General features: G+C 38.2%; 17 protein-coding genes. 15 read left to right on the top strand and 2 right to left on the bottom strand.

All coding sequences use genetic code 11. From position 1 onward, the window contains the following. Positions 1-158: 158 nt before the first annotated feature. The 13 genes from M3661_RS15655 to M3661_RS15595 all read left to right on the top strand — a co-directional run bounded on the left by M3661_RS15655 (position 159) and on the right by M3661_RS15595 (position 7,959). On the top strand, positions 159-707 hold the full coding sequence (locus M3661_RS15655; protein WP_251486595.1) for a GNAT family N-acetyltransferase: 549 nt from the start codon (positions 159-161) through the stop codon (positions 705-707). 321 nt (positions 708-1,028) lie between these two features. Then, on the top strand, positions 1,029-1,412 hold the full coding sequence (locus tag M3661_RS15650; protein WP_251486592.1) for a VOC family protein: 384 nt from the start codon (positions 1,029-1,031) through the stop codon (positions 1,410-1,412). A gap of 391 nt (positions 1,413-1,803) precedes the next feature. Next, positions 1,804-2,127: a DUF3024 domain-containing protein gene (locus M3661_RS15645; protein WP_065293225.1), complete on the top strand. Its 324-nt coding sequence runs from the start codon at positions 1,804-1,806 to the stop codon at positions 2,125-2,127. Between the two features lie 192 nt (positions 2,128-2,319). Next, positions 2,320-2,784, top strand: a complete 465-nt coding sequence (locus tag M3661_RS15640) for a GNAT family N-acetyltransferase (RefSeq protein WP_065293224.1) — start codon at positions 2,320-2,322, stop codon at positions 2,782-2,784. Positions 2,785-2,807: 23 nt separating this feature from the next. Continuing rightward, positions 2,808-3,206 (top strand): VOC family protein, encoded by a 399-nt coding sequence (locus tag M3661_RS15635; RefSeq protein ID WP_251486590.1) that lies wholly within the window; start codon positions 2,808-2,810, stop codon positions 3,204-3,206. A gap of 173 nt (positions 3,207-3,379) precedes the next feature. After that, a complete protein-coding gene (locus tag M3661_RS15630) occupies positions 3,380-3,610 on the top strand; it encodes an alpha/beta hydrolase (protein ID WP_251486588.1) in 231 nt (76 codons plus the stop codon). Continuing rightward, a complete protein-coding gene (locus M3661_RS15625) occupies positions 3,604-4,206 on the top strand; it encodes an alpha/beta hydrolase family protein (RefSeq protein ID WP_311279586.1) in 603 nt (200 codons plus the stop codon). Before M3661_RS15630 ends, M3661_RS15625 begins: the two co-directional genes overlap by 7 nt. After that, positions 4,175-4,843 carry an HAD family hydrolase gene (locus M3661_RS15620; protein ID WP_251486586.1) on the top strand — a complete coding sequence of 223 codons (669 nt, stop codon included), beginning with the start codon at positions 4,175-4,177 and terminating at the stop codon, positions 4,841-4,843. The genes M3661_RS15625 and M3661_RS15620 overlap by 32 nt, the downstream gene beginning before the upstream one ends. A gap of 42 nt (positions 4,844-4,885) precedes the next feature. Continuing rightward, positions 4,886-5,419, top strand: coding sequence for a GNAT family N-acetyltransferase (locus M3661_RS15615; protein ID WP_251486584.1), 534 nt, complete (start codon positions 4,886-4,888; stop codon positions 5,417-5,419). A 152-nt stretch (positions 5,420-5,571) separates the two neighbouring features. After that, positions 5,572-6,045 carry a GNAT family N-acetyltransferase gene (locus M3661_RS15610; RefSeq protein WP_065294178.1) on the top strand — a complete coding sequence of 158 codons (474 nt, stop codon included), beginning with the start codon at positions 5,572-5,574 and terminating at the stop codon, positions 6,043-6,045. 197 nt (positions 6,046-6,242) lie between these two features. Then, positions 6,243-6,821, top strand: a complete 579-nt coding sequence (locus M3661_RS15605) for a TetR/AcrR family transcriptional regulator (RefSeq protein ID WP_065294177.1) — start codon at positions 6,243-6,245, stop codon at positions 6,819-6,821. Continuing rightward, entirely contained in the window at positions 6,818-7,321 is a 504-nt protein-coding gene (locus M3661_RS15600; protein ID WP_083189621.1) for a flavoprotein, read from the top strand. Before M3661_RS15605 ends, M3661_RS15600 begins: the two co-directional genes overlap by 4 nt. Further along, entirely contained in the window at positions 7,321-7,959 is a 639-nt protein-coding gene (locus M3661_RS15595; RefSeq protein ID WP_251486582.1) for a flavodoxin family protein, read from the top strand. The genes M3661_RS15600 and M3661_RS15595 overlap by 1 nt, the downstream gene beginning before the upstream one ends. A gap of 117 nt (positions 7,960-8,076) precedes the next feature. Here the strand turns inward: M3661_RS15595 and M3661_RS15590 are convergent, their stop codons facing one another. Further along, entirely contained in the window at positions 8,077-8,781 is a 705-nt protein-coding gene (locus tag M3661_RS15590; RefSeq protein ID WP_251486580.1) for an SMI1/KNR4 family protein, read from the bottom strand. 64 nt (positions 8,782-8,845) lie between these two features. Between M3661_RS15590 and M3661_RS15585 the strand changes: the two genes are divergently transcribed. After that, positions 8,846-9,835 (top strand): hypothetical protein, encoded by a 990-nt coding sequence (locus tag M3661_RS15585; RefSeq protein ID WP_311279585.1) that lies wholly within the window; start codon positions 8,846-8,848, stop codon positions 9,833-9,835. 254 nt (positions 9,836-10,089) lie between these two features. Then, positions 10,090-10,563 carry a DinB family protein gene (locus tag M3661_RS15580; protein WP_065294173.1) on the top strand — a complete coding sequence of 158 codons (474 nt, stop codon included), beginning with the start codon at positions 10,090-10,092 and terminating at the stop codon, positions 10,561-10,563. Positions 10,564-10,870: 307 nt separating this feature from the next. Here the strand turns inward: M3661_RS15580 and M3661_RS15575 are convergent, their stop codons facing one another. Continuing rightward, complete coding sequence (locus M3661_RS15575; protein ID WP_251486578.1) at positions 10,871-11,545, bottom strand: hypothetical protein; 675 nt, start codon at positions 11,543-11,545, stop codon at positions 10,871-10,873. Positions 11,546-12,089: the final 544 nt, after the last annotated feature.

Below are 12,089 nucleotides of genomic sequence, written 5' to 3'. Positions count from 1 at the left end.
AGAGTCGGATTTGTTTTTTATTTCCAGTATAGGAACGCTTGTACGCAGATGTGAAAAAAGGTGAAATATAACTACAGTTGAATCTTAGGTGGGCGTGGCTTTACTTCGGATAATTGTGGGCTAAAATATGTACCAATCCAGGTACACGGAGGGGAAATATGCTATACGGACAACGAGTAACATTAAGGCCTGTTGTTGAAGAGGATTGGGAACAACGATATGCATGGCTGTCTGATCCTGTAGTTAACCGAACGTTACCATCAGGGAGTGGTATGCCCCTAACACCTGAAGTGGTCAGAGAACGTACACGGAGGTTCGCACAAACAGATCTATCAGCTGTCTATTTTACCATAATAAAAGAAGACTGCATCGCGATTGGCAGTACCCAATTGTTTAACATCCATCCTTGGTCCAAGCATGCTGAATTTGGTATTTGGATTGGGGACAAAACGGTATGGGGGCAAGGTTACGCTACAGAAGTGACAGGTGTTGTCCTGGGTTTTGCGTTCGAGCGTTTAAACCTTCATAAGGTGTATTTAACGGTAGATGCTGATAATCCTGGTGCTATTCGGACTTATGAAAAGGCTGGTTTCAAGAAGGATGGCATACTAAGAGACGAAGTCTATAAAAATGGCCAATATGTAGATCGTATAATGATGAGTATTTTGAAGCATGAATATTTAAAGCTATCTAATTGTTCCAAGTAACAAAGCGTTCAGGATACTTAAAAAGGATATACAGGAATATGAATTATAATGAGTAGAGTAAAAGCAATCATTATTCCCATTTTTCTATCAGTTGTAATATATCTCTACTAAAAAAAGTCAAGTTGTTTATTGAAAGAATATCACACACATCATATAGCACTGTATTCACGTTGCAGGGCTCTCGCCCTTCGGTTATCAGATGTATAATCATGGAAGTCGATCAGACAATAAACGCCCCACCCTAAGATATAAGCTTTCTAGGGCTGGGGCGTTTCGTGAATACAAAACGTTAGATAAAACCACATTTTAGGAGTGAAGAGGATGAACGCTGCTTTTCTAACAAAGTTAGAACACATGCAAATTCCAGTCAAAGACTTGGATGAATCAATTGAGTGGTATGTATCGCACCTTGGATTCAAATTATCAGGAAAGTCTAAAGAGCATCATCATGCCTTTTTAACATTGGAAGAAGGGCCAATGTTAATGTTGTGGGAAACCAATGAGATAACAAGTGCTAACTTCATATTTAATGGACAAGAGATGCCTGTATTGCTCTACAACACCAAGCAAATTCATCAGTTCCATGATTATCTGAAAGAAATTGGAGCTGAAATTACTTTTTATAAAGATGAAGGATTCGGATGGGTTCTTAAATTCGTAGATCTCAATGGGAACATGTGGGGAGCAATTCAATTAAATGAATAGCAAATGAAATTGAAAGCGGAGTCAGAGTGGGTTCGTCTAACACAATATTCACACTTTGGGCCATGCGACCCTTGGTTCACCCGGAGTTAGATGTGGATTCGGTGATGTAATTGGCAATAACAAGGAAGCGTAATCAGTGGACAGCTATCTCTCCACTACCTAACCGCATTGCGGCTTAAGGTGAAGGAACATGGTGAATACTATAACGTTATCTAAAAAGGATGCGACATATGTACGCCAAGGTTGGGTTTTCATCATGAATGACTAAGAAGGGATTATCATCCGAGCCGTTGGATCCAGTCGATGAGTTCTTTTAAGACACTCGAGTTCATAGAAACAAGAACCCTAAGAGAAAACAATAGCTTGATAATTAAATAACGGAGTGATCAAAATGCTGGATGCTTTTACTAAAAAGAGAATTGAAAAAATACTTGAAAACTATATCGAAAAGAAAATCCCCGAACATTTAAAGAATGAATTTGAAATTCATTATAAGTTTAGGGGAGATACAGTAACATTAAGCCAAGAAAGACCGGGATACATGGGAAGACGTTTTGAATATCCAATTGCTCAATTAAGGCTACAAGAATCTTATTGGAAGGTCTATTGGCAAGACAGTAAGAAAAAATGGCATTTTATTGATGATATTAAACCAAATAAAGACTTTGAGAAACAATTAATAGAGATAGATAGAAATGATGTTTTTTGGGTCTGATCGAAGATGGAAATGACTTTACATTACAGGTCTGCCCGAGGCATTTTTCGGAGAAGCAGACTCAGGACAACCCTGCACCAACTACTGCTCGGTCGCATGAGCTCTCTTAAGCCTCTCGGGTTCGTAGATACTACAACGTTATCTGAAATTCAATTTATTTCAATTCAAGCAATTCAAGGATGGAGATTTCAATTGAAAGAAGAATATCAAACTCTTGTAATCGAAGAAGTAAGTAAAGACACTCAAGAACATGCTAAACATATTGTTTTAGCTGGACTAAAGGAGAGATTTGGAACATTGGATGATTCATTAAATCAAGATCTCAATGAAATCGTCCTTAATTATATTTGTAGAGGAAATCACTTTTTGGTTGGCAGAATAAATGCAAAAGTTATTAGCACTGGTGCATTAATTCGTGAAGAGGTTGATACAGGAAGAATTGTTAGAATGTCAGTACAAAAAGAATATCGAAGAAATGGAATAGCTCAAAAAATGTTAAAAGAGATTGAAAGAAGAGCACAAGCTAAAGGATTCAAGAGAATTGTGTTAGAAACGACAAATTCCTGGCACGATGCAATTTCTTTTTATAAGAAAAACGAGTATAAAGAATTTGATAGAAATGAGTATGAAGTACATATGGTAAAAAAGTTATTTTAATGGTATTTGGGAGGGAGCTAACAATGATTTTTGAGATGACTACTCAATTTCGGGTATCAAACATGGAAGAAGGACAGAAGTGGTATGAAACACTCTTACATAGAAAGCCTGATTTTATTCCACATGAAGGGTTTGCGGAGTGGGAACTGATTCCCGGATGTTGGTTACAGATTGCAGAAGGAATACCTACTGAAGGAAATGGATCATTACGTTTGGGGACAACGAATATTGAAGCTGAAAAAGATAGGCTTGTTGGTGTGTTAGAAATAGATGATTTTGAAATTTACTCAAGACCAGAGGTTCCAGTCAAATGGGGATCCTTTACAGATCCTTGGGGAAATCGTCTTGGATTTTTTGAGTACCTGGATAAGAACGAAGAACGAGAACGTATAAAGATGATCATTGGAACGAAAGATTCTTAATCAAAGAATATGAGACAGTGACGTCTCTTGATTGTTAGATGTATAATCATGGAAGTGCTCAGACGACAAACGCTCCAGCCTAAGATAAGAGTTATCTAAGGCTGGGGTGTTTTCGTGAATACAAGAACGGTAGATAGCTGAATGCGGCGTAAGATCGAAAGGAGGAAAAAGTCATGAAAGATACGAAGATCTATAAAGAAGTAAATAGTTGCTCTATAAGTGCAGATATTTATTATCAAGGTAGGAATTCTCCGGTGATCTTGTATATTCATGGAGGGGCGTTAATTTTTGGGGCAAGATCATGGTTATCCTCCGATCAATTTGAATATTTCAGACGATCTGGCTTTAGTATAATCAATATTGATTATCGACTTGCTCCTGAAACTGGGTTTGAGGAATCATAGAAGACATAAAAGACGCAATTAATTGGGTAAGAACGAAAGCAATCGAATGGTATGATTTCGATGTAAGTAATATTGCGGTTATGGGGAGTTCAGCTGGTGGCTATCTCAGCTTATTAATTGGAACAATTGATATTAGACCTAAAGTGATCGATTCACTTTATACAGCCTGTCAGCATGTCGGGGATCGTGAAGTTACGAATGGCCAATGGGAACGATTTAATTATTATTTATATTGCCGGCAGCACGGTGTCTGGTTAAAAGAAGTAACGGGAATCAATAATGAACATGATTATACTAAATTAATTCAATATAACCCAATCAATAATATAACGGTAGATTTCCCCCCAACATTATTGCTACATGGTGATCAAGATACAGATGTTCCCTACGAACAATCAGTATTAATGCACAAGAAGTTAAAGGAAAAGGGAGTAGCTACAAAGCTAATAACTATAAAAGGAGCGGATCATGTTTTTGATCAGAACTTTAGTGACCTACAAGTTCAAAGCGCCTTTGAAAATGTGATTGATTTTTTAAGAACACATCTTGTAAATGAGGTATCCTATGAGGCATCAATTAAAAGGCATTGTATTTGATATGGATAATACGATTTTAAGCTCAAAAATTGACTTCCAAGCCATGAAGTATGAAACCTATCAATTTCTCGTATCGAAAGAGATCCTACCCGCTGGATATAATCTTGATTACCATACAACATCAACTATTGTTGAAGAAGCAATACAAACGAATCGAATGACTGAAGTGTTACGAAATGAAATGTGGGATATTGCTAAGAAACATGAAGTGTGTGGAATGCAGGGGGCAGACTTGGAGCCCGGTGCAGTGGAGATCCTTAATAAACTTCAAGGTAGATATCACCTTGCAATTGTAACAAATAATTCTGTTGAAGCTGCAGAAATCGCATTAAGAGATAATGGTATTTATGAATATTTTGATTTCATTATTGGTAGGGAGTTAATGAAATCATTGAAGCCTTCACCGGATGGATATTTGCGAGTGTTGGATGAATTTAAGAACTCAGCGAATGAATGGCTCTCTATAGGCGATTCATGGATAGATGGAAAGGCATCTATTAGTGCAGGGATAAGGTTTATAGCTTATCGATCCGATAAAGAAATGTTGAAGCAGATGAAGGTGAACCCGACTGCAGAACTGTCCGATCTCTTGGAATTGATGAGTCTGATTGAGCAAATCGAAGAAGGCTCAGTGTGAAAACTTGTGAAAGAGCTACTAAATATGATAGGAGGATATGATTTGACCTTAGAGTACTTAATAAGATCGAAAAACATTCAATTTAGGAGAGCCAAAATAGAGGACTTAGACTTCATTATCTCATTAGAAAAACATCCAGATAGCAAGAAATATATTATTTCTTGGACCAGGGATAAACACCAGGATGCATTGGGAAGCGATGATTTTTTATATATTATTGTTGAGAACTCAAATAGTCAGAAGATTGGATACTTAATATTATCAGGAATATCAAATCAAAACGGTTGTATTGAAATAGTTAGAATTAATATAGGTGATAAGGGTAAAGGTTATGGGAAGGAAACAATGAAGCTGATACAAGAATACGTGTTTAATCATCTTAAAGCGCATAGGCTTTGGTTGGATGTTAAAGAACATAATAATAGAGCAAGACACGTATATGAGTGGGCCGGATTTAAGGTAGAAGGCTTGTTGAGGGAATGTATTAAATCAGAAGAAAATTATGAGTCCTTGGTAATAATGGGAATGTTGAAGAATGAATATAGAGGAAGACTTTCGGCTTCGATCTTTAGTTAGTTTCATTATAATGTGTGGAGGTATTTTATCTCCGACAGGACTTGCACCTAAATGGATATATTTTATTACGTTTTTACCAGGTAGTATCTTATTCTTGATCATATATTGGTATGAATTAAAGACATTCAAAGGCATCCGGAAGGAGTAATAAAATGGACATCACGTTATTCAAATCAGGCCTTAATGAAGCATCGATGATTCATGAAATGCAAATTAAATCATTTATGCCGTTGTTACATAAATATCAAGATTATGAAACCAGCCCTGCTAATGAATCTGTGGAACGAATAATTGATCGATTAAATCAATCGTTTACGGATTATTACATTATAAAAAGTTCAAATATTTCAATAGGTGCAATTAGAATTGTAAGGAAAGAGAATAAAATCTATCGCGTCAGCCCAATATTTATTTTGCCTGAGCATCAAGGGAAAGGAATTGCACACAAGGTATTTTCTATAATCGAAGATATATATAACGATGCGCGAATTTGGGAATTGGATACCATATTACAAGAGCAGGGGAATTGTTATCTCTATGAAAAATTAGGTTATCAAAAGACAGGGGAATTAGTGCAAGTTAACGATAAAATGACAATTGTGTTTTACGAAAAACGTTTGATTTAGCATTAAGACGCAACATCAATCAAAGCCCCAGCCTGAAGAGCAATCTAAGGCTGGGGTTTTCCGTGAATACATGAACATTATCGGAAATTAATACGCGAGGAAGTGAAAGAGGGATTCGAAAGTTCAACTTGACACTGTAAAGATTGTTTATTATGATCTTTACAGTGTCAAGTTATGTGAAAGGAAGTATATATCAAATGAAAGAAAAACCATATCACCACGGTGATTTGCGAAATAAACTTATCGAAGCTGGGATAGGGCTTATTAATGAAGATGGGTTAAAAGGTTTTTCCCTGCGTAAGGTCGCAGCGAAATGCAACGTCAGTCATGCCGCACCATACAGTCATTTTAAAGATATAGACGAGCTGATATATGCTATGGGCGAGCATGTAACGGAGCGATTTATGGATAAGATGCGTACATCAATTCGTGGACAGGAAAACAGTCTCGAAGCGACCTCGCTGCTAGGGCAGGCTTATATTTCTTTTTTCATTGAAAATCCGCAATATTTTCAGTTTCTTTTCTATCACTCAGGATTAACCATTGATTTGGACAATGATAACGCCAATGATTATCCGCCATTTGCTTTATTCAGGACAACGGCGTATCAAATGTTTCACAGCATAGGATTGCCAGAGAAAGCTTATTCCGAAAAATTGATTGTTCTTTGGTCAATGGTACACGGCATAGCCTCGCTGCTTACCAATCAGGGTATTCGATATTCCGGGGACTGGATTCATGTTTTTATAAACAATTGTATTAAGGAGATAGAATGATGAAAATGATTATCCATGATTTGAATCAACAAGAATTCATGGCGTTGTATGATAACCCAAATACAGACGTAACGGTTATATCAGACAATGGCACAATCCGTAAATGCATTGGTTGCTTTGGATGCTGGATCAGAACACCGGGAGAATGCGTTATAAAGGATGGTTATGACAATATGGGCGAACTTCTTTCAAAATGCAATGAGCTGGTTATCATCAGTAAATGTGTTTATGGGAGCTACAGCCCCTTTGTGTGCAATATTGTGGATAGGAGCTTACCATATCTTCTTCCTTATTTCGTAATCAAAAATGGAGAAACCCATCACCGATTCCGGTATGATAACAAATTCACTCTATCGGTACATTTTTATGGAAATGACATAACCAACGCAGAAAAGGAAACCGCAAAAGCTCTGGTTGCAGCGAACAGCGTGAACTTAAATTCCATAGGAAACAAGATGTATTTCCATAACAGCTTGCAAACAATCAAGGGGGTTATATAATGAGAATCGCTATGATAAATGGAAGCCCCAAGTTAGGAAAGAGCAATTCGGGCAGGATGCTCAAAGCACTTGAACCCCTGATAATCTCCGAGCATGAGATATCACACTATACCATAAATAAAAGACCGCTTACCGATGAGCAATACATCGAGCTTTGCCACATGGATACACTGATTTTTGCATTTCCTCTATACTTCGATGCAATACCTTCGCATTTATTAAGGATGCTGACTACGCTTGAAGGGTATATGAAAGCAGAACGGAAAAAGGAAATTTACGTTTATGCCCTTGTAAACAATGGATTTTATGAGGGGAAGCAAACTTGCATTGCTCTTGAAATCATCAAAAATTGGTGTGTACGATCCGGCCTTCATTTTGGACAAGGAATCGGACAAGGCGCTGGTGAAATGATGGGTTTTATCGAAAAGGTACCACTTGGCCAGGGCCCTTTAAAAAATCTAGGAAGGGCAATGGAGAGACTGGCAAAAAATATACATTCGCAGGGAAGTGATGAATCCTTGCTGTTCAGTCCCAATTTCCCACGCTTTGCCTGGCGATTTGCAGCGACACACTCTTTTTGGCATGCAAAAGCTAAAAAGAATGGTCTGAAGAAGAAAGATATTATGAAAAGACTTTAAGAAAGCACGATTCCCCTGCGCTAATCAATTCGAAACAGCATTTCTATGTTTATAAACCAAATCGGAAAGACAAAGCGAAGACGTCAGCCCGTAGATGGTCTGACGTCTTGTGCGTGTCTATGAATTGCAATACTCAAACTCGTTGTCGAGCGCGTCGAAATTAATCTCCTGTTTTAACACCTGTTCTAATTCATCGTTTGAGATTAACCCTTCCAGTTGCAACTCAAGCCCTGTTGAGGTCGTTTCTATGTATTCAAGAACATCTCTACCATATATTTCTTCCAACTTTTCAACTTGACTATGCTTTAAATACTTTCGGTGTGTTCTTAATAGGTTGACAGAATTGACTTTCAAATCGCCACTTGCTGTATGGGAATACTTCATACTCGTTAAATCTTCAAGCAAGTCCCGAAAAATAAAATCCTGTAAATTTTTCGCCAAAACAACAGCGGTAATATCATCGTGGTAAACCAACGTAACAGGTACATCCTCACCGTTTTGTCTATCAAATTGGAACACATACAAATCTCCGTTTTTTTGTCGACCAAATGGAACAAACTGAAACTCTGGTTTCGTCTGACGATAATCGTTAGGGTCTTTGAATGCTTCGATTTCTTCAACGATACTGTTCCATTTCAGCAACTCAAAGTCAAAGCCGAAAAACAGCATAGGCGGGTTTTGGGCTAATTTGGCATAATACTTTGCGTTCCAATCCTGCCCATATTCTCCGCCCGAATCCAACATACCGTCTAAATACAACTGTCTATATAGTTTCGGGTACGTAAAATTGTACTTCTGTTCAATCTGCTCTAATTCGTTCATACTATCCTCCCAAAACCACGATATTTGCTATCAGTATAGCAAACGCGAACTTGGGTTGAAAATGATGAAGGCAAATCAAGATCAGCGCATTCCCTATGCAGTTTTCGAGAATGAAACTCAATTACCTATACTGGATATTACTCATCCCCTTTTCAACGCAAGTATTGATGAACAGGCGTATCATTTGAACTGTCTCAAGTCAGCCCGGAGTATTGAATCATTAAAGAAGATGCCTCGCTTTATTCAGAACATATTTGTGAAAATGTCGAGTGTTGACAATTCATATCTTAGCGGCATGCGTACCCTGGTGTACAAACTTGGTCCCGAGTTAAGCCGGGGGATAAAATTAGGCTTCCGGGACAAATGGGCGGTGAAGCAAACCTCTTTTATGGGACTTCGGATCAGGCTGAGGGATCTTTGCCGGCACCAATCGAAAATTTTGCAGCCCCAACTCAAACAATTCCCTGAACGGAACCTTTGCTTCTTCAATATCGCTGGAGGTGCGGCAACCGACAGTATCAACACTCTGATTCTAATTCAGGAATCGGATCCGGATCTACTCAAGGGACGGAAGATTGAGATCAACATATTAGATATCGATACCTACGGACCCAATTTCGCAAAACGATGCATCGATGTTCTGAAGCAGCCGGGGGAACGCTTCTATGGTCTGGACATTACCCTCAATATCATTCATTATGATTGGAGCCAACCAGAGGAACTGCTGAAGTTGAGTTTGGAACGAGCCGGATGGATTCAGTTCTGTTCATCGGAGGGCGGGCTATTTGAGTACGGTTCGGATTCAGATATCATTGAGAATCTAAACCATTTGTTTACCACCTCCCCAGCAGATGCCCGGGTCACGGGTTCCTTAATTTTTGATCGGGCGCATGTAAATCCGGGATACCTTGGATTTACAGAGTTTATTGGCGTGCAAATCCGCTATCTTGGGCTGGAGGGGTTGCAGCGAATTTTAACTAAAACCTCGTGGGTTTTGGAAGAATTCCATGAAATTGAATCGATCTATATTCTGTTTTCATTGAGGAAAGCGTGACTCATGATTGGTGCATTCGCCCCTCGATCCGGTTGGCGGCTGAAGAGTATCCGACTGGCAACTGAGATGCAGAGAAGCGAGAGCAGCTGGACAAATCGATTTTCCTAAGATAGAAGCGCTATCCAAGGGAGATTGATGTCATGCATACTGATACCAGTGCAAGTGCATAAAAGAAGATTTAGAATATAAAACAGAACATACATTCTTGTGTTGTGGTATAATTTCCCTAGATGAATTTACAAAGGGGAAAGAAAATGAGACTACAATTAATTTCTGAATTAGATGAATTTGTGTCGTTCGTAGGATCTTTAGATAACGTAAAGGATGAAATATGGTTTTCACCCCTTGGTGAAGGGAAATGGAGAATTCATGATGTTATTACCCATATCATGAAATGGGATGATTATTTTAATAACGTCACATTCCCAAATTTATTAAAAAGTAAATCTCCTGAATTAAGAGAACATCCGGACTATTTAGGATTTAATGAACAATCCATTATTTATGGAGAGGGAAGAAATAAGAAAGAAATCATCGAAGAAACAATTAAGAATCGCCAAATAATGATAAATAATTTAATGAAGCTGGAAGACAATCAATTTTCTGTAGTTTACCCGGGAGATCGGGGATTCACTATTGGAACATACTTAACAGAATTCTTTATATCTCATGAAACCTACCATATGAAACAAATTCAAAATTTTTTGATAACTAAGCAGATAATGTAAGAATGCTAGCGTATGTTGGATCTAAATTTATACAAAACATGCTTATTGAAAAAATCGCAACGCAAATTTGTCTTTTGTATAGTTTCATTATGCTCCCTTATTGTTTTCTTAAGTATTAGAATCCACCAAGTCGGCGTGAGGATATCAGCTTACCAGCAAAGGAATATCCCCTGTGTTCCGCTGCAATAGCAGTCATTGTATTAAAAAACCTAATCGCTTGGTTTGATTTTCTTATAAGCTTGATTATAAATAAAACCCTGACAACAGGGTGTCAGGGCTTTAGTTCGATATATCATATTGGGATCAATTATTTCTTAAACGGTTCGATACCGATCGTGATACCTGTATCGCTCGGGTCTTTCATTTTAATATTCGTAATAAACCAACCTTCATAACCTTTGGATGTAAGTTTTTGTACGGTGACAACCGCAGAGCCCTTGCCTTCCCAATTGGAAGCAACAAGGCCATAATCGAATGAGAACTGAGTCGTCGTTTTATTCAGAGATTTTGTTTTGAGCTTATCGATCTCAGACATATGCGGACTGGAGCCGCCCGTATTCCACTTGTAATCTTCGAATTCTTTCTTGGTTTTGGAACGTAGTTCAGGCGAGAAAACAGCGAATTGCAGCGCTCCATTGCGAGTCTGAATGCCTTTGACCCAAGTATCTAAGGCTTCTTTTGCTGTAGAGGGGACCAGCGCCGCTTCCAAACGTTGGATCTGAATCGCTTGTTGAGCGGAATCCGGCAGCGTCACTTGAACTTCATTCTTATCAGCATCGTAGACCGCCTTGCCTTTAAATTCTTCCGCAAGACGATCGATAGGAACAAGCACTTTGCCATCTTTGACTTGAAGATCCAGCTTTTCCGTCACAACGCCATGTCCATTGATAAGTAAATTCAAATTAGATCCTGCATAAGCCGTTCCTAAAGCAATCATCGTTCCGAGAGCACTACACAACATAATTTTTGACAGGTTTTTCATCATTTTCACCTCTTCTTCATATTAGAAGTATAGACGATTTATTATGGAAAAAGTTTCATTTTGCATAGCGTGTTGATGTTACTCAAGCATAAGCTCACTCTTATTTTGCGGAAAATCAAAATGGACATATCGCCCCTCTAATGTAGGCAATTCGTAAGGGACTAGGTATAGCTATTTCAAAAGAATATTAGCAATCGCAGCCAGCGACTTCGTCACTTTAAGTCGAGATAAAAACCAGCATAAATATTTGTCATTGAACTATTGGAACACGTTAATCCAATGATACAGCGACAGCCTAGGATTTTATTTTCTTATCCTTGGCCTACCGCTGTTTTATTTTCTAGGGTCAGTCAAAAACAAATTATATGAAGTCTGACGTTATAACAGTTTGAAAAGTCGCATAGATCATTGACATTCAGTCTATCCTGAAAATACTGATCCCCAGAAAACCTAAAAAAGGCAATAAGAAAGTGACCCTTCATCTAACAAAAAATGGAAAGGGAAAATCAGCTTTATATCCTCTGAATAAACAATCAAGAAGCCG

It is taken from the genome of Paenibacillus sp. MER 180 (assembly GCF_023713665.1).
Taxonomy (GTDB): Bacteria; Bacillota; Bacilli; order Paenibacillales; family Paenibacillaceae; genus Paenibacillus_B; species Paenibacillus_B suaedae.
The sequence above is the reverse complement of the archived record's forward strand: the minus strand, read 5'-3'. Positions and strand labels throughout refer to the sequence as shown.